Consider the following 26601-nt stretch of genomic DNA (forward strand, 5'->3'; position numbering starts at 1 on the left):
TATAAATATACGATTTTCAAATATATAATATCAATTAGATACAAATTGACCATCATTTAATAAGAAAGCGAGGAAATAAATCTATAGATGCGGAGACCGGAAATGAACGGCTTCGAAATTTATAAGAAGATGGATGATGGCGTTCAGGCAATATATAGATCAAGACTTCTAACAGAGATACTTCTATCATTAAACGAGGGCAGTAAAAAGCTTCCCCAGCTGCGTGAAATTACCGGAAGTACGTCTCAGGCACTAATTCCAAAGCTCAGGAAACTCGAAGCAGATCATCTGATAGAAACAAAAGGACACGAGTATTTCCTGACGTCAGCAGGGAAAATTGTGGCTTCAGGAATAGCTGACTCTTTTGTAATATTTTGGACAATTAATAAATTTAAGCATTTCTGGTTGAAACATTACCTCGAAGAAATTCCCATTCCTTTGTTAAAAGAAATCGGATGTCTTTACGAGTCTGAAGTCCTCAAGGATAAAGGTATGAAGATCCTTAATGTCTACAACAATCAGTTAAAAATGCTTAAAGAAGCAGACCATATACACGGTATATCATCCGTGGTAACCGAAGGATATACCGATTCTATCTCTGAAAGAGTAAAAGAAAGAATCCCTGTTGAGCTTATAGTTCCTCTTCATGCTACAGAAGAATTGAAGCGATCACCTTATCTGGAAAAAATAGAAGCACTGAAAAATTATGAAAACTTTAAATTGATGGTCACAGATGAAGATATTAAAGTTGGGCTTATTGTTACGGATAAACACCTTTCTCTGAATCTGTATGAAAAAGAAGGCGCTGAGTACGACATAAGCACAGGCTTGTTCAGCTCTGACTCGAAGGCCATTGAATGGGGAGAGATGCTTTTTTGGTATTGTAAAGGGAAGGCAGACTTCATAAAAATGCAAATATGATTTTGCAGAAATTAAAAATTCCTGGCATCCTGAATATTTGTGATTGGAGCTGTTATAACCCAAAAAACACTGACGGCTTTCGATAACTGACTCCAAGTCTATCTACTGAATAACCAAGAAAGCCGTCTACCAGGGCTGTAGCGTTTGTAAGGACTTAACGGCTCTTAAGGCCGAAATCTCTGCCGACTCGGTAGGCAGCCTGGAAGGATTAAACCATTCTGTTGTCTGCACCTTCTCAGAACAGCATTTCTTAGAGCACTAGCTTAAGACCTTTGGATAGTTTTATATGCTATCAACACATGTTAAATTTTTAATATACGCAAAGCTAACATAATCGTGCCTCTGGGCATGTGGAGTTCAGGTGAGCCTGGAAAGTTGATCTGAACTTCATAACTTAATTTTTTTAGTCCGTTATGAATTTTTCTTGATGAAATCTTCAAGCTTACTGTTTTTGCACTTTTTTGAATCCATACTTATTCACAGATCTTTGATTGTTTGAGACTATGGACAGAAAACTTATAAGGCTACAGTCATTGCAGATGTTTTTCACAATGTAAAGAAACGAACTTCATGACTCTACGGACGACTCTACATTTATTTATATTGACATTCAAACCAGTTCACCTGCCGGAACGGAGGAGGTGGAAGCTCCCCTGCAGTGTATGCAGTTCAGGTTGCACCCTGCAGTCAGTTCCCATGCGATAAGCCTTGGTGCATTTGTCATAGCAATCATAAATTAGCTGTTTTTATTAATAGCATTCACAGTTTAATGAGATTTACAAATTAACGATAATTGGAAAGTTAGAATCATAGCTTGAGGAGTAAATAAAATACAGGTTTTTTACCAGGAGTTTAAAGTTCAGATTAATTTTACCAGGAGTTTAAAGTTCAGATTAATTTTACCAGAGATTTAAAGTTCAGATTAATTACCAGGTATTAATTCTGTTGAAACCTGAAAGATCTGGATTTAAAACTTGAAAGGTCATATTAATAAAGTAATATTAATATTCTGCCATTTCATATGAAAAATTGTAAAAAGAAAATATTCAACGTTAAATATTCAATGTTAAATTCAATCCTACATTCGGCAGCAAGCACATTCAAAAATCTAAATATTCTTAATTGTTATTTTTTGCAGGTTAAGTTAAAAACAGCATCATGCGGATTATATGTCTAGCATTATTTATCTTTCATCTCATTTATTATAAATATATATTAATTATGTTATGGTTAACATTTAGTAATTTTTTATTTAAATTAAATTTTAAAAGATCTGAAAAAAACGACATCAATAGAAAAATTGAATGGATTTTTATGTCGACCTGCCGAAAGCAGGTTCAATGCTAAAGATCAACATTTAGAGTATTTGCTCCACCCAGATCCATTGATAGCCTGTTTCCAAATAAAGTCTGTTATAACGAAGTAATGAACACAAACACAATTCCTGGAAAATCCAAATTCAATAACTTGCAAATTTATCGATAAAAAACAATCAGTTATATTCCAAAAAGATAAATAACATCTCTTATTTCTTTTTTCCGTGAACAGGGCACTTATCTCTTGTTTCTGGGGAGCAGTGGACATATTCTCCGGTTTTGACGAAATGCCTGAAATGTTCTATACAGATTTTTGGCTCTTCTTTTTGAGCTGTAAACTCTACAAATTTTTTAAATGTTTCTGCAGTTTTTGGATTCAGGATATGCTCAATCTTACAGGCATCTTCTTCTGCAATTGTCTCACTAACTCCAAGATGCATGAGAAATTCTTTGAGCATGCCGTATGTCTCTTTAGTCTTATGTGCGATTTCGGTTCCTTTTTCTGTGAGAGTTACCCCTCCGTATTTTTCATAATTTATGTAACCTTCCTTGTCGAGTTTTTTGAACATACCAGTTACAGTCGATGGGCCGAGTTCCAGCTCTTTAGCTACATCTTTAACTTTGGCATATCCTTTTTCTTCAACAATTGAAGCGATAATCTTCAGGTAATCTTCATCTCTTTCCGTTGTCATAAAACTCAAACCCTTTTTGCGTATCGAATATTATTCGATTATTATATTTAATTATGCAGAAAAGACATATAAGGATACTGTATTGAACGGATGCCATCTATATAAACAATAGTTTTAAGTATCCTCTTCAAACTCAAGGGAAAACTTTCTAACTGGATAATCATAATGTAATTTCATCATACAGTTATGAAATTAAACGTGCTTTTTGAACGTGTTTTCTTGAATTAATTAAATTCTTGAGTTTTTCGACTCTGTTCCAAAATCCAGTGATTTTTGCATTTTTGATAGAAAATCTGAATTAGCAAGAAGAATCCAGTTTTTATCAAAATCAATATTCGCTATCTAAAGACTTGAATCATTAAGTTGTATTACACGGATGGTGACCATTTACAAAATCTAGTGATTTTGAATTTTACATCCATCACTAGATTTTGGTACTGAGTCAGTTTTTCAGTGAATATATGAAATTTACTTTTTACCCATACAATTTGAAGAGAATATATTCTTAAATGCTAATTATAGATTAAAAATCAACAAAGATAAATTAGTTTAACAAAGATAAATTAGTTTAACAAAGATAAATTAGCTGAACAAAAGGGTAATTAGTTGAACTAAAGGAAATTAGCCGAACCAAAGGATAATTAGTTGAACTAGAGGGCATTCTTTGAACAAAAGGTAATTAATTGAATTAAAAGGTAATTAGTTGAATTAAAGAGGAATTGAAACTTAAACAATAAAAACGTTTTAGTAAGCTTTTCCTGTAAATGATCTAAAGTTTAAATTATTTTTAAAGCATTATCAGGAAACAGTCAGATAATTGTTTTTCAAAAGGAGTAAGTCCTGTTTTTCAGCAATACGTTTGTAAACACATCTTTATTTTCAGATATGACTTCTTATTCCGTTCTAATCCTCTCCTATTTCTTTTCTGAATTCTATATAGTCTCTCTCAACTTCTTCCAGTTCGTATTCCATCTTATATCACCATTTTTGAGCACAAATTTAGAGTTTATACTTAATGAGGCAGTTTAGAAGATTAAGTAGTGTAGAAGTTCTAATGGAGGAAGATACAGAACGGATTTTTTTCCGGGAGTGTGTGTCCAAGTTATAGGAGGTATCACTGTCCTGTTCTTCCTTTCCATTGGTCCTGAAGAGTTCAAAAGCCTATGTTTGAAACCTGTTGCCCTAATGTTCTAAAGCTATGTAGTAAATTTATTCAGTTTTTGATCCTATGGAGTGATTCATTGAGTGGTCTATTTGCCAGCATTTGTTCAGGAGGAACTTTGGCTATTGAACTCTACAGTCCACATTTATTGATTTTTTTATATTCTTTTTGTTTGTTTATAACACTCTCCTTTTTTTGAGTTCATATAAACCAAACGTTGAAGCCAGGTTTTTCCGAAACATCTCAAACCTGCATTTTGCAAGAATCGAAGCAGGAGGAATGGAACGGAACCATTACCTGCTACATTTCAACGCGCTCTATTTTTCTATCACCTGACAAACCTTCAAGCGTTCATTTAAGCTGTTGAATACTCAATTCCGAGATGTCGGAATACATAGAAACTTTTGTAAAGTTCTAAAGTACTCCAGTGTTATAAATTTGCTGTAAATTAGAAATCAAATTTTAGAGTACTGGTTGTGGTCTGTTCTTCGTATATGGCATTTTCTATATTTTGATTTTACAGAAATTGGCACACTTCTCGGATATTTATCTCACAGCTCATCTTTTAACCGCTTTTTAAGGTCCATACCTACTAACTTCACATTTATGCAATGTTTTACAGACAGTTTTTTAAGAGGCATACAAAAAGATAAGTTAATCTCTCTCCGTTTCATTAACTTTCATTTTCACCTCCATTTCCCAAGAGATAGGCTATAATGTTCAGCATGAACTCGCCAGGTTCTTTAATACTCTGTAATGATGTTCTTTGGTTACAGTCAAAACAGTCTCCAAAAATATCCATTAAAAGTCACTTACGAGCAATATGGATTTTTGGCCTGTTTTCCAGCGTGTTCAGTGCTCTATCTACTTTTTGATATTCTTATTATATTGACATAATTTATTTTGTCTTACTAATCTTTACTACATATGTGAAATAAACTGGATGGTATATATAATTTTCGGGTACCCGAAAATTATGCTTAATTATGAATTATTATTGTTATTATCAACTTCATTCTTTCCAATTAACTTTATTCTTTATTATCAACTTCATTCTTTATAATCAATTATCTTTTATGTATGGTAATTTATTCGTATTTGCAAAATGAATTTTTACATTCCGCCAGGAGTTTAATAAATTCTGTTAACTATCAGGACTTAGGCACTTAAAAAACAAAATCAATCACGGTAAAGATTGCAGATTAAAGCTACATTTTATACAGGAGCGGTCTGAGTTCATCCGGATACAGGAAGAGCTCGATGAACTGAAAAAATTAGAACAAAATATTCCGGAATTGGTTCAGGTTCTCATGCGTAGTCCGGAAGCTATGGAAATTATGAAGAACTTGAAGACGAAACAATGATTTTTCTTTTTAACTTCCTTTTTGTGGATACGAAGGAATTTAAAAAATTATGGAAGATAATTAAAAATACACTTTTTGCTTCATGTTAAGCAAATTTTTATATCGTTAGCTGTTAATTATATTTTAGAAAGCTTTTATCAAAATAGGAGGTCGTTTCTATTACTGAAATTGTAGACTTAAATAAGTATCAATTTGCTAAAATCCTAGGTGAATTATATAGAATTCAAAAAAGAATCGATCCAAAAATGTGCCGATGTTCTGATTCTATAATTTATGGGCTTATTAATGGTATTGAAGAAGCGATTAATGAGGAAGTATTCAGAAGTCCTTTTTCTGAAACTCAAAGAATAATTACCAAAGATGAGCTGAAATTTGTATATGATGTCCTCGATGAATACAAGGGTGAAAATCTCAATTCGTTTAAAGGGTATTATACGATAGAAAGAAAACTTGAGGAATATGGAATTGACAGAGAGAAGGCTATTAAGATTTTTACGTACCTGAAGCTCGATTCTAGGTACTATGAATTGATAGAAAAAATGAATTCTATAGATTCCCCCGTCGAATTAAAAGACTTGGATCCTTTTGAATACGAGATTTAATGAAATCTATTTTTCGAAACTGTATCGATTGCCTTTCCTTTTTAAGCAATTCATTTTCATATTATCAGGGGTTCCTCAGAAACCCCTGCTGTGGAGCTCTTTAATCTTACTACTTTTTTTAACGTTCATTCATCACTTAATGGTGGTTAATGGGGATAGGTGGTATTATGGCAAACAGTTTTGTGACCAAAATCACGGATAAGCAGTTTCGAATCGTAATCCCAATTGATATTCGAGAATTAGAGGGTATAGAAATTGATGAATTACCTCAAAAAACGGTACTTCTGGGCAACTCATTGTAGGTTAACTCCAATAACTGAAGCTGCAAATACAGTAAAAAAACATTGGGGCGGAATACTGAATTATTTTGATTCCAAGATAAAGAATGAGCTGACCCCAAAACTCAAAAATTGCTTCTTCAGATATCAGCTTTAAAATAATCAGCTGAGCTACTGATTTGGAAAGTAGTTCTGAAACTCTTATGAATTCGGAATCACCGGTCTTTTTGGGAGTCCTAACAATAGAGAAAACGATAAAAGTCAGTCTTTACATTAAAACTATTTGAAAAAACTGGAAAACTATTTTCCATAAATTTGAAAGTCTGTTATGCTAACAAGCTTTTTCCAAAAAGGAGTTTGGGAAGCTTTCCCAAACGAAAATCTTCAAAAATGTAACAAAAAATCCTATTGCAGTATCAATAAGTGTCGCGTTTATTTGCTTCTTAACTGCCATGGGATTTTAAGAATCAGATTCTGTTTCATTGCCACCAGCAAATGCACTTTCATACAGTCCTACCTGAGGTACGTGATCTGATACACAGTTAATGGTCATAGTGCTGGTACAGTTTTTCACAGTAGAATTGTAAGCATAACCAGCGATACTTCCGACTTCGTTTCCACCACCGATGATACTACCTGAAGTGACACAACAGGATATCGCATAAGATGCAGGTATAGGTCTTGCATCAGCATACAAATCATGATAAAAGCTGCCACCTATCAACCCACCTACACGTTCAGTGCTGTCCGACACTTTCATAGTAACATTCGTCGAGCATTCGGCTATCTGTGTAGGGGCATCCTCATCATAAGTTCCTGCATAACCCAGAAGTCCACCGATCATGGTATCGTTTTCACCCGAAGCAGTGATAGAAACATCATCAGCATGGCAGTTTATAACGGCAACTCCCTCAAACACGCCGCCTATCAGGCCGCCCAGTGCAAAATATTCATCACCTTCCCCGGTTACCGTGCCTGTTGCAGTGCAATTGATTACTGAGCAAGCATTCAGAGCGCCACCTAAAACGCCCGCCGAATTTCCAGAATCGCCCAAAACCACGATATCAGCTGCAGCATTGCAGTCTTTCAGTTTTGCAGAGTCGTTACCCATATCGCTGCCACCCAAAATACCACCTACGTAGATATTACCCCGTGCCGTATTATTGCCGGTAAGAGTTATGTTTTCCAGGATGCAGTTCCCATATTGAAAGCCAACGACATCGCCGACACAAAAGTTTCCAGTCACATTAGCGCATTTCACCTTAAGGTTGGATATAGAGCAGGGATTATCCTGTTTTCCGACAATGCATCCGAACAAGCCTACTGACATGCCCTCAGGTTGATTAATGGCCATATTGCAGATTGTATGCCCATTACCATCAAAGGTTCCCGTAAAAGCTACTTCCGGATCCGGTGTCTCTTCATCCTCAGGTTTTTCAGATAAAGGCTTGAAAGCACCAATTGGTTCCCAGTTTTCGTAGCCTGAGAGGTCGATGTCCGCCGTCAAAACAAAGTCCTTATCCAGATAGTTGTGTACCTTGTTAAGCTGCTCAGCCGTGGCAACTTGATAAGGATCGGACTCCGTGCCATTGCCGCCCGCAAAAGCTTCATCGATGCCAAACAGGCATTCGAGCATAGCCACCTTATCAGCCGTACTGAATTCATCACCCGCCTGGAGCATGGTCGGCATCCAACTGCTGAGCGTTACGCTGTCCGGTTTGTAAGTACTCAGCACATCCTTCGTTTCAGCATAGTAGAAGTGGACGTGGGCGGGCAAGGTAGTCTCATCCATACCTTCGTCAAAGTGGGGTTTGAGCATTGCAATATAGGTCAGTACACCTGCATCGTCATCAGCCTTGAACACATAGGTTGTCTCTCCTGCCAACATTCCCAAACTGTTGTTGCTCTCCACAAAGGTGTAAGGGTGAGACTCAATGACATTGCCGTCCTGGTCACAGAAATAGATGGTCTTGTAATCATAACCAAATTTAATCTGGTAGATCTGTGTACCGTTATTTGCTGGAGCCGATGCCATATTTGCAAACATGGCTTTTAGAGATGCACCGTCAGTGACATTCACGCCAAACATTCCTGCCATCATTTGTGCCATCTCGGAGGAAGCTGCTGTATTCCACACGTCGTTCAGAGCTTCGTCGTTTACATAATTGACAAGCGATTCAAAGCTACCACTACCGCTATTTGCCCAGGCAGAAAGATCCTTAAATCCTTCCGGCTGGTCAGAACTTTCGTACATTCTCTCGGTGGCACCAATCTTTTCCAGGAGGGGATTACCATCTAACTTTACGGTGCAGTTGATTTCGCTGCCTATGACGCAGTTCTCTGCACGTCCCGCAATCGCACCCGGAGTTATCGCTCCGTTTATTTGACCCGCGGTGCTACAATTGTTGATGGTAAACACTGTTTCCATTCCCATGTAGTAAAGTCCCGTGCCTACCAGTCCGCCGATGTGTGTGGCGTTGGCCGTGTTCGTTACAAACTTGACCGAGCAATTTTCGATGGTTGCCGTATTTTCCGTGTCCCCGGTACCTGCGTATCCGCATAAACCTCCTACTGCATGGGCCGAATTAGGCGCGGTAATAGTCACGTCCGCCGTGCATCCCGTGATGTTCTCCATATATTCAAGGCAGCCGCCGATGCCACCAAGGCCAACGGGCTCGTTGCCTTCTGCTATAATCTCGCCCCGGGCAGAGCAATTCTCAATGCTACCGGTAAAAGCGCCGCCAATGATCAGACCGCCGCATTCGGCCATATCGCACTGGATGATAGGCCCGCTTGAAAAGTTGTTATCGCCCAGTACGTTAATTGTTACATCTTCAACCGTGCAGTTCTTAACGCTTTCAAATCCATGTCCGCCGATAATCCCGCCGATGCAGTTGACGCCGGAAATCGTATTTTCACCTTTAAGCACCAGATTTTTCACCGAGGCGCAGTTAAGACCGATGATTCCTGCCGTTGACATGTAGCCGTTAACCGAGGCATTTTCCACGGTCAGGTTTTTAATCACTGCATCGGAGGAAGCCACGCCAAACAGGCCGACACCGACAAGATCCTGGTGAGTTGCAGTCAGATTGGAGACAGTGTGGCCGTTGCCGTCAAATGTACCGGAAAAGGCAATATCGCTATGGCCTCCGTTGTCGAAAATATTTTCGTCAATAGTTCCGATAGGCGTCCAATTTTTATATCCATCGAGATCGATATCCGCTATCAGGATAAAGTGCTTGTCCAGGTAATATCGTACCTGATCAAGCTGTACTGCTGTTGCGATTTGATAAGGAGAATTCTCTGTTCCGTTTCCTCCTGCAAAAACTCCCATGGCATCATAGGCACGGGCAACGATCAAGTTAGAAATAGCATCATGAGGCAGTAAAGAACGCTGTCCTTCTGCCGGATATAAGTAAGTTAATCCGTCTAAAACCTCAGGAATCTTGGTACCTGTGAACGTACCTTCGGAAAGCATCACAGGCATAACAATAATGGAAGCTCCGGGATTTTCCTTTTGTTGTGCTTCTACAACCGTCCTGATGTTAGGTTCGCCTAGTGCCACAAAACCATAATCAACATTCAGGAACTTGTAATTCTCTTTGAGCTGTTGCCCTAAAGAAGCCAGGTTATTTTTCCAAACGGCCAGGTCTGCCGCTTCAGAGGTCCCGTGAGCGGCCAACACTACAATTTCCTTGTCTGCCTGCCGGCTGACCGTTGCAATACGGTCATCTAGAATTTCCGCTACCAATTGGTGGTCGTCCAGGGCTGGTGTCATTTCAATCTCAGCATTGTGAGAAATTACTTCCAACCCTGCCTCAGTTGCTTCCTTTTCCTTAACGGAACTGGGAAGTCCCAACATGTATTTGATTTCTTCAATATGATCCGAAGCCGAGGCCACAAATATCGGCACTGTGATAATATGTTCTACACCTTGCTTTTCCAAATTGGCAATCGCCGTCCCGATGTCTTCCTCCTCAACATATTCCAGGAAACCCAATTCTATCGGGTACGGGCAATCAATACCTTCTACGGCATCCCGTACAGGTTGGTTCCATTTATCTTCCGGAGAGCCGTGCGCTACTACCAATATTCCTGTTGTTGAGGATAACACTCCTGTTTCTTCCCCATCAGCATAGGATGCGTTTTCTGACGCGCAGTTGATGATCGTAGTGTTGGTGCAGTTTTCCACTGTAGAATTGTAGGCATACGCATTGGCCGGGAACAATAAAAAAATTATTGTCACCGTCAGCAGCATGGAGATAATTCTTTTCAATTGCTGCTGATTACTTAAGGTAATATGTATTTTTTCCATAGTAAACTCCTCTTCGTGTCATTTTCTTGAAACTCATTTGCCAAAATGTTAAATAGTCGATATTTTAGTCGATAGCATACGCTAACCTGTTCAAGTCCTCTTATTACAAATGATACCGAATCAACAGAATGGCATCATAACCGTATTCTGTACTTTACTTCTGTAGCTTTTCTGAAAACTCGTCTTTTATCACATCTCTCTATAATGCTAATGATGTTTCTGACGAGATGCGACACCGTACTAGCAGTTATGTATTTCATTAACGATGATCCGACAGTATACGAAGAAAATGCCGGTCATTAAGTGAATTGCAAACGGACTATTCTGTTATTGAAACGATTCTTAAAAGTGGGAATAACAGCCAGCCAGCCCAGCCAGCTCCCCCTGTCTTTGTGGTAATCAAAGTAGTTCCACTCGTTGACCACTCTAATTTGCTTATTATAGGTTTCCAATTCCTGGCTGTTTTTTATTCCCCATTGAAACTTAACATTCATCGTACCGACCGCGTCATGTTGTTTGCTCATCTTCACGATGTCCGGGCTCATTACTTCAAGAAGCATTTCTGCCATGGGAAATTCGGAAATTAGCTTATTCAGCAGGGTTTTGACCTCTTGTACGGTAAAATACATTAGTATTCCTTCGGCAATTATCAATACCGGTTTGCCTGTTTCCCTGATTTTGCCCAACAAGGCATCATCGAAGACCGATTTGGCAATCATCCTGTAGCGGTCAGTTTCGACAAAAAAATTCTGCCTAATCTGGATTACTTCAGGTAAATCCAAATCGTACCAGTGTATATTGCCATTATCTACCTGCGCAAAGCGTGTATCCAGTCCGCAGCCAATATTAATCACGACAGCATTGGGATACTTTTGGATGAAGTTTCTCGTCGCGTGATCCAAAAGTTCTGTTCTTACCACAATGCCAATTTGTGATTTCCATGCCTTGGAAAACTTCGCAAAATCATAGTCTATTCCATTCATTATCTCCGCTGCTTTAGCGTCTTTAATTATTGGACGGGCTTGTTCTGCTTCAACGGCCCGCGCCCATAATGGGATAAGCAAGGTCTCAGGTACACCCTGTAAGTTAGGTTTTATATCCTGTAAATCCGGGTTATTATCTATACTAATAAAATCACCCATTTCTCAATTATGAGTCTTTATCGTCGATAAGTTCGAATATTCCCCTCATTTTTTAACCAGAATTGGGAATAATGGTTTTCAGTCTTGAACCTTAATTTTCTGACCACCGCTCACATTGAGTTTGAATTAGTCCTTCTGTTTTCTAACAAGCTCCATTTCACAACCTCCATAAAAATTTTCTTTAGCATTGCCTAACAAATATGTATTTTTGTCCTGTTTTAACGCCTAAGAGGCATTACGATTTTTCGGACTTTTACTATACTACCAAATATATTCTGAATTGCGAATTTTTCCCATAAGCTTGAAATGTAATAGTAACTATTTATAATTTTCTGATTACCGAAAATTATGCTAATACATAAAATATTATTTGTAAATAGAATATTATTTGCAAAATCATATATTATTTGTAATTACAAATGCGCCCATTTTTGCTTTTTGCCCGATATCCTAACAAACTCTGAGAATTTTCCTAAAATCAAATTACGTGCGTTTACTCCGCCCTGAAGAGGCTGTCAGGCAATTCATTTCCAGGTCAAAATCATGTAAAAAACAAGGTGTCCAAAGCCTTTAAATCGAGAAAAAAGAATTCCTTTATTACTTACAGTAATTGTCTAACAGTGAAAAGTATAGGGTAAGTTTCGGGACGCCCGACAGGGACATTGGGTTCGGTTACTTCATCGGCAGAAGGTCAAAGCTGTTGTGTTTTTTCCTACCGCAGCTTCATCCGGTTCCCACACACTGAGTAGCACTTCGTCCTAAACGATCTCGGTAAAAAGCTGGTGGTTCACATCCTGCATCACCATTTAACAGTATTTCAGCCGTTGCTTTCTTCACATTCCTGGCGTCTTTCAGTATTTTACGGACGGCTGAAAGGTCGGCGTAGACGCCCTTCTGCCTGCAAGCTCGTCATTGGTCCCATTTGGATGATTTTGCTGCCGACGGCCGCCAGGATTTGATCGATGTAGCGTACCGTGTTCAGCCGGTAGGCCATCGTAATAAAGATCTTGTTCTTCCTCAGCTCGGCTACGGCCATTTGCATTTTCGCGCTCATTCTCCAGATCTATGTTGGCTGTCGCTTTGTCCAGAATGATAGTGGCGCGTCCTTGAGCAAGACGCGGGCCCTTATCTATATCCCCAAAAAGTATCAGATACTTTGGTATTGCGCCTTTAACATTGAGGAAAAAATTCCTTGTTTTTCTTTTAATTCCAAAGGTGTGCCTGTTTCTGCGATAACGCCGTCTTTAATAACAACAATCTTATCAGCTCCTAAAACTGTTCTCATACGGTGCGCAATAATCAAGACGGTTTTATTTTTTATAAGCTCGCTGAGTGCTTTCTGGATTTTACTCTCATTTTCCGCATCAAGAGATGCTGTAGCCTCATCAAGCAGGATAATTGGAGCGTCTTTTAGTATTGCTCTGGCTATTGATATACGCTGTCTTTCGCCTCCCGATAATCTTTCTCCGTTTTCTCCTATCAAGGTGTCGTATCCTTGCGGAAGCTTTTTAACGAACTCATCACATTGGGCAAGCTGCGCTGCTTTCATTACTTCTTCATCAGTTGCGTCTTTCTTTCCAAGACGGATATTATCCATAACGCTTGAATTAAAAAGCGTAACATCTTGAAAAACAATTGAATAATTCTTTAGAAGGGTTTCAGGATCAACCAGGGAGATATCTTCTCCACCCAGAGTGATGGTCCCTTTGTCGATATCCCAGAAACGCGCAGACAGTTTTGCCACCGTGCTTTTCCCGCCGCCGGAAGGGCCTATAAGCGCGGTCACGTCGCCTTGCTTTGCGGTAAAGTTTACATTCTTTAATGTTTGCACACTATCCTGATAGGAAAAGTCGACGTTATTAAATCCGATATCGTAGTTTTTCGGACGAAACTCGGTTTTTCCTTCCTGTCCTGGCATGTCATCCATCTCTTTCATGCGTTTTATCCGCACGTTGAGGAATAGAAGTAGCGCAAAGTTGTTCAGGGCGTCCATAATCGGATTATAAATACGGGCCGTAACGACAAGAAACACAAGATAAGTAAAAATGTCTATGGAACCTGTTGATAAAAGATAAGCTCCAACCAATATTACACTTGGAAGACCGAGCTTTAATATAACGTAAGAAAGGTTGACAAAAGCTCCTATCAAAAGCTCGCTTTTAATCATAAATTTTTCGTAATTGTCTAATTTTGTGTTTAAAGTTCTTGAAAAAGCGTCTTCTCTATTATAGGATTTTATTTCGTAGACCGAGTCAAGCCCTTCTTGAATATTATCCGAGATATCCCTTTTAACATCATAAAGCTCTTTATGCATCCTGTTTTGGAGCTTCCTGGACAGATAAAAGACCAGGACTGCAACCGGAACCACCCAAAACACGGCAAGAGAGAGCATCCAGTTGTAAAAAAACATCATCACGCCTATGATCAGAACAGTCGACATCGCCGCGTAGATTTGAGGAACCGCATGGGAAAATTGCTGCTCTATCTGTGTAGCATCCTCCATTATTGTAGAGCTTAAATCGGCAATATCCTTTTTGCCGAAAAAAGCCAGTGGAAGCTTTCTCAGTGTCTCAGCCAGGCTGATCCGTCTACGGGCGCTTTCTTCGTAAATTTTGGTATAGGTCGAGTCGTACTGAAAATATGCGATAACAAACATTAACAGGAAAAATGTTCCAGACATAATAACGTAGTAGAGAACGCTATTTCCCTGGCTGTTTGAAGAGTTTAAAAGTAAACTCATGTCTTCATCTAAAAATTTAAAGCCGAGGATTACCGGAAGCATAAAGCTAATGTCCATCACTATGGTCCAAATTATCGAGTGAAGAAGGTCTTTCGCACCTTTTTCAGACATAGCATAGTTGTTTTGAAAATATTTAAGCATATAAACCACCTTTGTTTACAGCATTTTTAGTGGCTATTTTCCAAGCGACAGATTTTTGGTATTCGTCCCACATGGTTTTGTAGATCCCGCCTTTATTCAGCAGCTCCGCGTGTGTTCCTTCTTCCGCAATTTTTCCGCTTTCTATAACCAGGATTCTGTCGACATTCCGTACGCTTGTAAGACGATGGGCAATCATGAGAGTTGTTTTTTCACGACTAAGCTCTTTAAGGGCTTTTTGAATTAAATGCTCATTTTCGGGGTCTGCAAAGGCAGTGGCTTCATCTAAAAGTACGATAGGAGCATTCTTGACCATAGCTCTGGCAAGCGCAATTCTCTGCTGTTCTCCTCCTGAAAGATAGGTTCCTTTTGAGCCTATTACCGTATCAAGTCCATCAGGAAGATTTTCGATAATTTCTCTTGACTGTGAAAAATTAATTGCGTTGTTTAATTCTTCTTCTCCTGCATTTTCCTTTCCAAAAACTATATTTTCTCTTAATGAACCTTTAAACAGCTTAGTGCTTTGAAAAACAAAGGAAATATTGTCCATTAGTTCTTTTTTAGGAATATCCTTAACATTTATTCCTCCGACTAATACTGCGCCTTCATCTGCATCCCAAAAGCGAGCGGCTAGCCGGGCAATGGTTGTTTTTCCGCTTCCTGAGGCACCGACAAGTGCGATCGTTTCACCTTCGTTTAATTTAAAGCTGATTTTATCGATAGCGCGCTTGTCGCTTCCTTCATATGAAAACACTACGTCCTTAAACTCCAGACCGTGATTTTTAATGTTTTTTGTGTTTTCACTATAGCTCATATTCGGATAATTTAAAAGATTGTCCAGCCTGTCAATAGCCTGCTCTGCAATCAAAGTATTTTGCTGGAAATACATCGATTTCATCAAAAGCATAGTAAAAATTGGCGATATCAGAATGTAAAAGATAAAGTCTGCAAGCATAAGGGGAAGATTTTCTCCTCTTCCGATTAAAAAAATGGCCATTGGAATTAAAAAGAATGCTGTGGATTGCATAATTACGGTATAAAATGACATCGGTTTTCGCCAAAGAAGCGTATACGCATAAACCATCTCTCTATACTTGATTATGCTGTCATAGAATCGTTTAAAAGAAAATATTGATTGACCGAATGTTTTTACAACCGGAATGCCGCGAATATATTCCACTGATTCGGAGCTCATCTCTTCCAATGAATCATAATACATTTTTTGGAATTTTTTACCTTCAGTGCTCGTCATAAATTTCATTGTTACAAAACCCAATATAATTGGAACAAGAGAAGCAAGCCCCATTCTCCACTCTATGATAAAAATCAAAGCTAAAAGAATAATGGGGGAGACGACACTGCCTGCCATGTCCGGGAGCTGATGTGCTAAAAACGTATGAGTTGTTCCCGCTCCGTCGTTTACAATTTTTCGTATTTTTCCGCTTGAATGCTGATCAAAAAAACCAAGGGGCATAGACAGTATTTTTTCCATACCAACTTTTTGCATTCCGACTTCAACGCGAAAAGCTGCGAGATGTGAGCTCATAAGTGCGAAAAAATAGACTATTATTCCTCCTATTGCACTTGCAAAGGCGAGCCACGCATAAAAACTGACATTTGAAACATCAATCGATTGCGGAGCTGATAATATATCACGTGTTATATACCATACAAGCACGAAAGGCAAGATGTTAAGAACTGCGGAAATTCCTGACAATACTAATGACAAAGGCAAAAGTACTTTCTTCTTGCCCATGTAAGGCGTGAACCTTTTTAAAATAAAAATTTTTTTCTCTTTTGGCATTTGGTTTAACTTCCTGAATACTTGGACCCTGGGCTATGTTCAATACTTTCGTTTATTAGGAAGAGTAAAAGCCTGATCATTTGCAACCTGTTGGCTTAAAGTTTCAAATTATGTTTTCAGTTCTCGTTTTGCAACTATTCAGGTACTATAAAATAAGTTAGTTGACACTGATTTGGTCAGAAGGATCTGTCTAATAAAAGAGCTTCATAGCAAAATTAAAAATAGCGTCAATTCGCCTTAGTTTACAAAATCGACTGAAATTTATTGTAAATGTCAAACATTCTAAATTACGGCTTTTTATGTCGATTTAGGGAGCCTGAATAGTTATCTCGTTTTTTATTTCTGGTCTTGATCTTGCTTGTTTTTTATTCTGTTCGTTTTTTGACCCTGCTAACTTTTTAACTCTCTCATCTTTTTTTTAATTCTTTTCGTTTTTGACCCTGCTAACTTTTAGATTCTTACGTTTTTTGACACAGCGTACTTTTTTATTCTGTTCTTTTTCTTGTCCGCTTGTGCAACTTTAGGGTCAGGAAGACTGTGTTCAGGCTTTGAGATCTCCGGTTTTTATTTTTCAGGAGATTTCAGACCCAACCTTCTGTTCATGACATACTCTTTTTCCCTTTTCTGTCAGTTTGTAAACCGTACACGTCGAAATAGTAGATTTTTCTAAAAACCCGAAACATCCACAACTTTTGCATGAATCGGAACAGACAGGAGAGAGAAGGGAGTTATTGTCCTGAACCTTCTCAACATGACCCATTCTTTCCATTATTTCGAGCAAACCTTTAAGCTGTTGCGTACTCATTTTCAGATGTCTCGATATCTCACTCAAAGATATATTGCCTTTTTTTTCTACTTCTGCCATCTGTTTTAACACGTACATGTATCCCAGTACCATTGATCTATTTCCTCCTCATTGCTTAGTAAGTTTGAATTTATTTTCCCAGCTCATGTATATGCAAGAAATATCAAGCCAAGGTACAGAGCAGGTTTGAGATCTTCAATCGCTGTCCATTTCCTCAAATTCTTCTGCAAATAGCACCCGGACGTCGATAATTAACCAATAAACCAGGTTTCCTCTGCAGTCCCGAAAATTAAGGTTACAAAGGAATCTTTCTTAGTTTTTTAGTTATTTTTGCCTTTTTTGTTGGATGATAGGCTGCTGCAGGGAATGATATAATCGTTGTTGCCACAATCATTTACATTACAACCTGCGCAGCCGATGCATTGGCCTTTCTTCGCTTTTCTGATTGTATACCGTATGGTAAACACTATAAAGATTAGAAGGAGTGTACCTATCAGGATTGTTGCAGCATTGGCAATTATCCAGGCAATCACTCACTCACCCCCGCAGTTGCCGATAAGTTGGAATCGGATTTTTCAATATCATGCTGTTTTGGTGCAGGCCTGAATAACATAAAGAGAAGTACGGCAAGAAGAATAAACGCTACCGCTGTTCCTGCGGTAAAACTGCCACCGCTAAAGAACGTGCCAAGCTGATAAAAAATCAGCGCAATGACATAAGCAAATACGCACTCGTAACCTATTGCGAATACCGTCCATTTCCAGTTGTTCATTTCGGTACGGATAGTATTCATCGCCGCAAAGCAGGGAGCGCAAAGCAAGTTGAAGATAAGGAATGAGTAAGCAGCAATTCCACTCGAGAATAGGGCTGCAATCGGAGACAATCCTCCAACATTCGCAGAATCAACCATCTCAAGGGCCAAATCTTCATTACCAATGGATGTAAGAACACCAAATACTCCTACAACCTGTTCTTTGGCTGCCAGGCCCATAATGGATGCCACAGTAGTTTCCCAGCGACCGAATCCAAGAGGAGCGAAGATTAACGCTAAAGAATTGCCAATGTTATGTAGCACGCTGTTATTCAGGTTGTCTACTAATCCAAAGGTTCCGTTTACGAAGCCAAAACTGGCGCCAAACCATACGAGAATGCTTGCTAACGTATATACTGTGAAAGCTTTTTTAACAAATGAGCTACCGCGTTCAAACATGCTTCTGATGACATTTCCGGCCATTGGGATATGGTAGGCGGGTAATTCTATAACAAACGGGGATGACTCACCCATGAACAGCTTTGTCTTTTTCAAAATAATACCGGATATAACCACTGCGCCTATGCCAAGAAAGTACGCGGAAGGTGCTACCCACCATGTACCGCCGAATACCGCGCTCGAAATAAGTGCAATAAGGGGCAGCTTTGCACCGCATGGCATGAAAGTGGTTGTCATAATCGTCATACGCCGGTCATTTTGTTGCTCAATAGTTCTTGCAGCCATAATGCCAGGAACACCGCAACCCGTACCGATAAGCAATGGAATGAAACTTTTGCCTGACAAACCTACTTTCCTGAAAATACGGTCCATCAAGAAAGCGATACGCGCCATGTAGCCACTGTCTTCCAGAATAGCAAGAAAGAAAAACAGGATGAGCATTTGCGGCAAAAATCCAATAATTGCGCCGAGGCCTCCTACGATGCCGTCCACAATAAGGCCGATCATCCATTCTGCTGTTCCGATTGATGTAAGCCAATTTGCAAGTGGTGCTTGTATCCATTCACCAACAAACATATCATTGGTAAAATCCGTAACATATGACCCGACAGTTGAAACTGATACGTAATAAACCAAAAACATAATTGCAGCAAATATCGGAAGACCAAGCCAGCGACTTGTAACAATGGAATCAATTTTATCGGATAAGGTCGTGCCTGAACGGGACTTCTTTACGTAGGAGCGTACTACATCAGATATATATTCATAGCTTTCTGATGCGATAATGGATGCGCTGTTATCGTCAAGCTCTTCTTCGCAGGCAAGGATGATTTGCTCGATTTTTCCTTTTATAACATCGGATAGCGTGATTCGCTCTAGTACCTTTTCATCCCGTTCAAAAAACTTTATGGAATACCAGCGAAGATTTTCATCTGGCACATTATTTTTGATTAATTCGGCAATATTGGACAGGGCAAGTTCTACTGGCTTCGAAAATTGACGTTTAAAAGTTCCTTTTTTTCCGGCCTTTGCCAATTCAATCGCTTTTTTAGTAAGCGCTTCCAGGCCAGTCCCTTTTTGCGCGGATGTTTCAATAACCGGGCAACTAAGAGTTTCTGAGAGTTTTTTAATGTCAATTATATCTCCACTTTTGTTTACAATATCGATCATGTTAAGAGCGATCACTACTGGAATGCCCACGTCGAGTATCTGTGTAGTCAAGTAGAGATTTCTTTCGATATTTGATCCGTCAACAATATTGATAATTACATCCGGTTTTTCGTTCACCAAATAATCTCGGCTTATAACTTCTTCCAACGTATATGGAGAAAGAGAATAAATACCAGGCAAGTCGATTATCGTTACATCTTTATATTTTTTAAGCCTGCCTTCTTTTTTATCAACCGTAACGCCAGGCCAGTTACCGACGCGCTGCGATGATCCCGTAAGGGCATTGAACATTGTGGTCTTACCGGAGTTCGGATTTCCGGCAAGCGCTATTGTGACTGGCAAACTTTATGCCTCCTTTAAGAATCTAAAGTTAGTTTCTAACCTCGTGAGTTAAAAAATCGGAGATTTCATTCTCATTTCTAGCGTGTTATTTTACTTCTATCATTTCCGCGTCAGTTTTCCGCAAAGATAACTCATAACCTCTTACTTTCACTTCAACCGGGTCTCCGAGCGGAGCTACCTTACGTACAAAAATCTCCACTCCTTTTGTAATGCCCATATCCATTATCCTGCGCTTGAGAGCGCCTTCCCCGCAAATTTTTATTACAGTGACGGTTTGCCCACATGGTACTTCTCTCAACGATGCCATATTCATAAGCCTCTTTTTTAGCAGTTTTTGAAATATTTTTATACCATAATTTTTTTAGCCAATTCTTCACTGATTGCAATTCGACTATCTTTTATGCTTACAATTACATTACCGAATGTTTTTGATAGTACGCATACTTCACTACCAGCGGTGAAGCCAAGATTTTCAAGATGATTTCTTATTTTCTCCTGTCCCCAAAACGCTTTGATACAATTTGCTTCTCCAATCTGTGCCAGTACTAACGGCATCATTACAAATTCCTCCCGTATTGATATGATAGGTAAAGTGAGCCTTGATTCGTAAGAGGCATTTGTGTGGTCAAATTAAAACCCTCAAGCTGTTCAACAACTGTCATTTCAGCGCCCTGCTTCCTGAGAGATAGTTTTTCTTTCAACTTAATCTCGACAAAGTTTCCCAATGGGGCTTTTTTGGTTGCGCTCAGGATTGCTCCTGAAACCATGCCTATATCAAGAGGCTGCTTGCGAGAGTTTCCCTTACCTTTTATCCGGATAATGCGAGCTCTCTGACCTATTTTCAGCATGTTGAGGGTTTTATCGATGATTTCTGTCACCTTTGTACCACCACAATATTTTCGGATATACTAATTTTTTGCTTGGCTATGAAATGTAACAGTAATTATTTATAGTTTTTGTATATCCGAAAATATTATGAATGGCTGAAAAAATGATAATTTAAAAAAAATATTTTCAAGAAAATTGTCGTTAGTAAAAATTGTTGCTAGTAAAAATTGTTTAGTAAAAATTGTCGTTTGTAAAAATTGTCATTAGTAAAAAGCGTCATTAGTAAAAAGTGTCATTAGTAAATAGATACGAAGTTCCTTGTCGATAATCACTTACATGAACACGGATGTCGTAAGTCGGATTTATAGGGTCTATATTAATTCAATGATCTGCAAATATAACTTAAATAACGGGAAGTAGAAAAATTCGATAACTTGCAAGCTTATGGAATAGTATAAATTGTCCTTAAACCGTAATTACACCTATCATTATTGGTGTCTCATTATCCCAGTATATATCTATAATGGCCGTACTCCAACGACTCTGTTCCAAAATCCAGTGATTTTTGCATTTTTGATAGAAAATCTGAATTAGCAAGAAGAATCCAGTTTTTATCAAAATCAATATTCGCTATCTAAAGACTTGAATCATTAAGTTGTATTACACGGATGGTGACCATTTACAAAATCTAGTGATTTTGAATTTTACATCCATCACTAGATTTTGGTACTGAGTCACTCCAACGATGCAAAGATATTGAAGTTTTTTCTTCTGCTACTCCGTTATCTAACACAACTTTGAATGTATATTTTTTCTGATCAAAAGAGTTTTTAAGATTAAACGGTTTTGTTCTTGAGACTGATTCGTCTGGACTGAGCTTATACGATTCCTTAAATACGGATTCATTATGAGAATTGAGTATTTCAACCGATACTTCGTGGGTTCCTAAATCGTGGTTTTCTAACTCAAAAAAATTCTCCTCTGCCGGACCAACAAGAAGAAATGTTAACAAATAATAACCAGCGATTGCAGCTAAGGGTATGAATAATAGAAATAGAAGTAATTTTTTATAATTCCGCATTTGCAATCCTCTCCTTACGAAAGAATAAGAAAAGACCTAATTTCTTATCATATGGAAATATTTAGTTCAATTTAGAGTCCATTAAATATAAGTTCAGCTTTGCGTTACTTTTTCCCTAGCTTTTATCCATTATACAGGCAAATCAAGCTCCCTAATTATCCAAAACCTGGGGCAGATTCATTCTTATTTGATTTATATTCATTTGAGGTACTTCATTACCAGATTCAGAATCTTTACTGTCTGAGCTGTTAATATATCCAGTGCCTTTTTCTCTTACCATATACAGGTTTGTTGAGTTCAGTCCAGGAGGCAAGGAATGTGCCAAGCTGCTTATTCCCAGACTTCAATTTGCATGAATGTAGAATATAATCTTATATACGAACTACTTTGGTTCTATAGATGTTGAATGGAGCTGAAGACCGATTGAGTATATGTAAAGGAATGCAAAAAATTATAATGTAAATAACATGCCAAAACTATTCTGTTATTGCTCGAAATCTGAAGTTGCATATAGATTCTTTCTCATTAATAAATAAATGAAAATTAACATAATGTATCCACCACCTATATTGAGGGAATAAGGAATAGTAATATTAAATAAGAAAGTAATTATTGTTATAAATAGCCACAAAATAAAGCCTATTAATGAGCTTTTTATACCGATGATGTCACTATTTTTTTCAATTCTGCTCATATTCTTACTACACAATAAATAGTGTCCAAATATCAAAAAGAATAAAATAAGACCTGCCCCAAGCCATTGATCTATTTGACCCCAATTCGGAGCCATAGTTATTTCATTGCCATTTACGATTGACCTTTCTGAAAAAAATGACATTTTTACACTATATATAAATATGATCCAAGAATAAAATAATATAAGTCCAAATAAAATTCCGATTACATCCAGGACTTTATTTAGAATCGAGGTTGTCTCTTTCATACAATAAAACCTCTCAATATCAGTTTGAGCTTCACTAAACATTTTTCAAAGATGTACTATATAAATTGTAAAGTTTTTGACCAGATCATTGAACAATTCATGCATAATTGCTGTTAGTATTTTCTATGAGAAAAAAGCACCTTGAGACTTTATAGATGGTTTTTCCTGAAAATCACGATTCAGAATATATCTTAAGGTTCATCTTCCGAAACTTCTTCAATTATAGTTTCTGTAGTCCATTCAGGCAATTCATTCACCTTTTCAATCGACTTCACGGTCTCGTTTGGCGTGTCAATAGTTATCATATAGAACTCTCCCCCGGTCATTTGTGAGTGAATGGATATTATGGACCCGTTCAGAGAATCAGCTTCTCTGTAGAGATTTTCCTGGGAGCTATCCGGTCCAATGGTTTTTAATGTCCCGTTTTGCATCTTAATAGTGGCTTCGTGAATATACGAGCCGTTGACCTGGATATATTCTACGGATTTCCCTGTTTCATTGAAGATTCCACCTGAGCCTGAATAGTTCCCTTTTGTCAGGTTTTGAAAACTACTATCATTTTTATATATTGTTTGCATTACATCTGAAGGAGCCAGTCTGTTTTCTCCACCACAGTTACCAATATCATCATTTGTAACCCAGGACAAATCGCCGGATTCATAAAGGGATAAAAGAAAAATTGCCGAGAATAAACCTATAATTATCAGCGAAAACAATTTACTTCCTTCCAGAATTATCCCTCTTTACATCTTTGCCTTTTAATTTTTGTACCTGCCTTTTCGAGTTTAGAAATCTGGCATATTACCTGTTTTTCTGGACTATGCAAGCGGCACCCTTAAAGGTGAAAAATAGGTGAAAATTAATAAGGTGAAAAAGATTAATATCCATAATAGCATCTTTTACACCTTAAAGGACTTTACCCAATCTGGCCTTTCAGGACAGTTGTTTTCAAAGATGTTTACTCTCCATTCTTCATCTGTCAACCTCTGCCCAGGGGGCTGCCAGAATTCATAATAACTCATCACAGGTCCTGCTCCGAGAACAATTCTTCCATCAGGCTGTTTATAGGCTACTATTATGAGATTCAGTTTTCCGGTCCCTTCTTCTAAAACTCCAGCAGGAGATGTACAGACATCCGCAACCAGAATTGAGTTTTGAGACTTTATATCCACATTCTCAAGCATTGGAGATATGTTTTGATCGAAATTCCTGATGAACTCATACTCTTCTTCTGTCAACTCTTTATTTTCAAGCTCTTTAATCGAGATTTCCAGCAGTTTTTCAAGAGTGTTTTCAAGAGTTGTAAAATCTTTATCCGACTGCTCATCAAGCACTTTCATTTCAGCCAGTCCGGTATGTGCCATTTTTGTAAGGGCAAGCATCCTGGCATAGAATTCGGGAATTGGTTCCACATATCCCTGAACAGGTTTTTCTTCCGGTGGCACCTGGGGAGGGCCTGTAAAGTATTCCTGCTTTGCATAGAGAATAGTATCATGCCTGAGCTCAGTCCAGGAAGCAAGAGCTGTGTTAAGCTGTTTATCTTCCCAGGCCTCAGTCTGCATGAAAGTGGGATAGCCCTCGGGATAGCTTACAAGAAGAGGCTTTAAAGTGTACAGTTGAGCCCAGTAGAGATTTTTATTCCAGTCCTCTTCGTCAAAAGCTCCAAATTCATTTTCCAGAGATAGGTGACGGTTTTTGTATTCCTCGTTTTCGGAAATATTCAGGCTTTTTAAGTGTTTTTTTGCTTGTTGAGAACCAAGAAGGTCCATGATATTCAGAGCAGGAGGATGGAGCTTCTGGAAAATATACGAGTCTGGAGTATACCGTTGACCTATGAACCTGAACCCTTTTGTAGCCTCAAGAGTTTTGTTTTCGGTTTCAGATCCCTCCTGAATTATTCCCCCTGTTCCGCTGTAGATTTTTGGGCTTTCATATTTTTCAAGTTCAGTTTTCAGTGCTGTAAGACTTTCATTGTCGAAGCTTACTCCGTTCCTATCGTTTCCAAAAACAGTATCCAGAACTTTTGCATATTCATAGGGCCCAAGGTCGTCGGAAAAACCAACATAGAAAGCCGTCACGCTGTAGATTCTGTCCCATCTTGCCTGAAGGTCTTTATCCCTGTCAAAATGGTCCGAAATCAAAAGAGCCTGAATGGTCTGAATTTTCGCTTCATTTTCCGAGTTTTGTGCACAAATCACGTCAGACTGAAGGATCATACTTATTCTACCGTGCCACATCATGGCTTTAAAGTAATTCTTCAGGATTTCTGAATTAGTGTAGTGTCCCCGTGGAATGTACTGAGAGTAATCTTCACTATACTTAAAAATTGGAGAAAGAGCAGAACCTTCATGCGCTTCTATCAAGTTCAATTCGGCTTCAACATCATCTTTTACAAATGAAGGAACTTCTACACTGTAATCTTTCGCATTCCCAGAATAGAAGGGTGTATTTTCTTCTGCAATTCCCGAATCTTCTGCTATCTGCTCAGGTTTCGGTTCGAGAAGGCTCAAAGCAACTGCAAAGTATGCAATATTTCTTCTTGCAGCTTCTTTTTCTGCCCCTGATGCTCTATTATAATCCTCTATGGAAGCTTCAAGGAGAGCTTTGTCAAGTTTCCATAGATCGTCATAAAATTCCTCAGTCTCTACTCTTTTTAACGTTTCATCAAACTGGATGTGATAAAGGTGTAGAAGAGAATCAGATGTGATAAAAATAGGAACATCAGCCACTTTTAGGTCTAGGTAAGTTTCATTTACCAGAGTCTTCCCTGCTATAAGCAGGTTTTCAGTAGTTCCATTTTCGATTACAATAAAACCGTTTTTGTATAGTAAATCCCTTTCCTTGCTAGTTAGGGGAATCTTTTGGGTGAACTGATAATAATTTGCAATTTCGGAATCCTGTAGAGGTAAGGAATAAGTGGGAACTGCAGCTTCAAACTGCAGACTTTTCTTATTGTAGTAGTTAGAAAAGGAGCTTTGCCCTTCAAGTGTAAGGGAATTTTTGCTCTTTTCAGATGAGTTCTCTACAGAAACATCTTTTTCGGTGGAATTATATGAGCTAGTTTGATTGTTTATTTCATACTCAAGTTTTGTCTCATTAACCAATTTTGTTTCTTTGACTGGCTCACTGCTACTGCCAATGCAACCTGATTCAAGTATCAGTGATACTATAAGCAAGCAGATAACTATCAATGCCCTCATTTTCAACTAAGATCCCTCGAAACTGCAAAAATAAATACAAATTCAATAACTAATAACTTTAAAATAAATTGAACTCTATAATTTAATTTAAGCATACCCTTTATAAGTTTTTCTAACCAAATCTTCAAACTTATTCTTCTCACATTGTCTTCCAATTATAGCTGTTTCTTGACCTTTAATTGTTAGAGACTTTGGACAGAAAGCTTATATGACGATATAGACCGTAGCTATTTTCCTGAGATACGAAAACTGTAACCTCATACTTTTGTGACTCTTTACATGACAGTTTTACCAATAAAAGTTGAAATCCAGTACCAGATTTTTTGACTCCTTTTTGATTCTTTTTTGACTCGGATTTGGTAAAGAAAAGAAATTTCGATAAAAAGCAGAATATTTAGTTAAAAGAGGTCATTTTTCAAGAACAAAAAGAATTTGCTGTGAAACCTGAAAAGAGTTTGCGGTGGAAAGAGTTAAAAAGGATTTTCGAAGGAGAATGCTTATTGTCAAAGTGAGTTCTAAAGGGAAAGTCACAAAAAAACACTGGTAGA

General features: G+C 38.2%; 19 protein-coding genes and 2 pseudogenes. 4 read left to right on the plus strand and 17 right to left on the minus strand.

Annotated features, from left to right (window positions below; all coding sequences use genetic code 11):
* The first annotated feature begins 102 nt into the window (after nt 1-102).
* Nucleotides 103-921 carry a helix-turn-helix transcriptional regulator gene (locus tag ASJ81_RS08090; protein ID WP_095644060.1) on the plus strand — a complete coding sequence of 273 codons (819 nt, stop codon included), beginning with the start codon at nt 103-105 and terminating at the stop codon, nt 919-921.
* Between the two features lie 616 nt (nt 922-1537).
* On the opposite strand, the pseudogene ASJ81_RS08095 reads toward ASJ81_RS08090, so the two are convergent.
* Together ASJ81_RS08095 and ASJ81_RS08100 are read right to left on the minus strand one after the other, a co-directional pair.
* Nucleotides 1538-1654, minus strand: a pseudogene (locus ASJ81_RS08095) (radical SAM/SPASM domain-containing protein); the annotation flags it as partial.
* Between the two features lie 792 nt (nt 1655-2446).
* Complete coding sequence (locus ASJ81_RS08100) at nt 2447-2929, minus strand: metal-dependent transcriptional regulator (protein ID WP_048108078.1); 483 nt, start codon at nt 2927-2929, stop codon at nt 2447-2449.
* Between the two features lie 2771 nt (nt 2930-5700).
* Here ASJ81_RS08100 and ASJ81_RS08105 point away from each other — a divergent pair.
* The 3 genes and pseudogenes from ASJ81_RS08105 to ASJ81_RS08110 form a co-directional block, all read left to right on the plus strand.
* Nucleotides 5701-6057 (plus strand): hypothetical protein, encoded by a 357-nt coding sequence (locus ASJ81_RS08105; protein ID WP_095644037.1) that lies wholly within the window; start codon nt 5701-5703, stop codon nt 6055-6057.
* Between the two features lie 167 nt (nt 6058-6224).
* The gene (locus ASJ81_RS24175; RefSeq protein WP_275112544.1) at nt 6225-6359 is read left to right on the plus strand and encodes a hypothetical protein; all 135 of its coding nucleotides are present in this window, start codon (nt 6225-6227) and stop codon (nt 6357-6359) included.
* Nucleotides 6322-6444 (plus strand): annotated as a pseudogene (locus ASJ81_RS08110) (transposase); the annotation flags it as partial. The gene ASJ81_RS24175 and the pseudogene ASJ81_RS08110, both read left to right, overlap by 38 nt.
* A 351-nt stretch (nt 6445-6795) precedes the next feature.
* Here ASJ81_RS08110 and ASJ81_RS08115 read toward each other — a convergent pair.
* From ASJ81_RS08115 to ASJ81_RS08185, 15 genes are all read right to left on the minus strand, one after another.
* Complete coding sequence (locus ASJ81_RS08115; RefSeq protein WP_095644038.1) at nt 6796-10650, minus strand: sirohydrochlorin chelatase; 3855 nt, start codon at nt 10648-10650, stop codon at nt 6796-6798.
* A 299-nt stretch (nt 10651-10949) separates the two neighbouring features.
* Entirely contained in the window at nt 10950-11792 is an 843-nt protein-coding gene (locus tag ASJ81_RS08120) for a class I SAM-dependent methyltransferase (RefSeq protein ID WP_170943242.1), read from the minus strand.
* Nucleotides 11793-12651: 859 nt separating this feature from the next.
* On the minus strand, nt 12652-12834 hold the full coding sequence (locus ASJ81_RS08125; RefSeq protein ID WP_141241625.1) for a hypothetical protein: 183 nt from the start codon (nt 12832-12834) through the stop codon (nt 12652-12654).
* A 105-nt stretch (nt 12835-12939) separates the two neighbouring features.
* Entirely contained in the window at nt 12940-14673 is a 1734-nt protein-coding gene (locus tag ASJ81_RS08130; protein ID WP_095644040.1) for an ABC transporter ATP-binding protein, read from the minus strand.
* Nucleotides 14666-16474 (minus strand): ABC transporter ATP-binding protein, encoded by a 1809-nt coding sequence (locus ASJ81_RS08135; protein ID WP_095644041.1) that lies wholly within the window; start codon nt 16472-16474, stop codon nt 14666-14668. The genes ASJ81_RS08130 and ASJ81_RS08135 overlap by 8 nt, the downstream gene beginning before the upstream one ends.
* 571 nt (nt 16475-17045) lie before the next feature.
* Entirely contained in the window at nt 17046-17372 is a 327-nt protein-coding gene (locus tag ASJ81_RS08140) for a FeoC-like transcriptional regulator (protein ID WP_095644042.1), read from the minus strand.
* A 227-nt stretch (nt 17373-17599) separates the two neighbouring features.
* Nucleotides 17600-17812 carry a FeoB-associated Cys-rich membrane protein gene (locus ASJ81_RS08145; RefSeq protein ID WP_095644043.1) on the minus strand — a complete coding sequence of 71 codons (213 nt, stop codon included), beginning with the start codon at nt 17810-17812 and terminating at the stop codon, nt 17600-17602.
* Nucleotides 17809-20001, minus strand: coding sequence for a ferrous iron transport protein B (feoB, locus tag ASJ81_RS08150; RefSeq protein ID WP_095644044.1), 2193 nt, complete (start codon nt 19999-20001; stop codon nt 17809-17811). Before feoB ends, ASJ81_RS08145 begins: the two co-directional genes overlap by 4 nt.
* Before the next feature lie 85 nt (nt 20002-20086).
* Nucleotides 20087-20308 carry a FeoA family protein gene (locus ASJ81_RS08155; protein ID WP_095644045.1) on the minus strand — a complete coding sequence of 74 codons (222 nt, stop codon included), beginning with the start codon at nt 20306-20308 and terminating at the stop codon, nt 20087-20089.
* A gap of 38 nt (nt 20309-20346) precedes the next feature.
* A complete protein-coding gene (locus ASJ81_RS08160; protein ID WP_095644046.1) occupies nt 20347-20559 on the minus strand; it encodes a FeoA family protein in 213 nt (70 codons plus the stop codon).
* Nucleotides 20559-20879, minus strand: a complete 321-nt coding sequence (locus ASJ81_RS08165; RefSeq protein WP_095644047.1) for a FeoA family protein — start codon at nt 20877-20879, stop codon at nt 20559-20561. The genes ASJ81_RS08160 and ASJ81_RS08165 overlap by 1 nt, the downstream gene beginning before the upstream one ends.
* Before the next feature lie 638 nt (nt 20880-21517).
* On the minus strand, nt 21518-21910 hold the full coding sequence (locus ASJ81_RS22720; RefSeq protein WP_170943243.1) for a hypothetical protein: 393 nt from the start codon (nt 21908-21910) through the stop codon (nt 21518-21520).
* Between the two features lie 484 nt (nt 21911-22394).
* Complete coding sequence (locus ASJ81_RS08175; RefSeq protein ID WP_095644048.1) at nt 22395-22853, minus strand: hypothetical protein; 459 nt, start codon at nt 22851-22853, stop codon at nt 22395-22397.
* A gap of 191 nt (nt 22854-23044) precedes the next feature.
* Complete coding sequence (locus ASJ81_RS08180) at nt 23045-23569, minus strand: hypothetical protein (protein ID WP_245859944.1); 525 nt, start codon at nt 23567-23569, stop codon at nt 23045-23047.
* Nucleotides 23570-23752: 183 nt separating this feature from the next.
* The gene (locus tag ASJ81_RS08185; protein ID WP_095644064.1) at nt 23753-26053 is read right to left on the minus strand and encodes a DUF3160 domain-containing protein; all 2301 of its coding nucleotides are present in this window, start codon (nt 26051-26053) and stop codon (nt 23753-23755) included.
* Nucleotides 26054-26601: the final 548 nt, after the last annotated feature.

This window comes from Methanosarcina spelaei (assembly GCF_002287235.1).
In the GTDB taxonomy this organism is placed as follows: domain Archaea; phylum Halobacteriota; class Methanosarcinia; order Methanosarcinales; family Methanosarcinaceae; genus Methanosarcina; species Methanosarcina spelaei.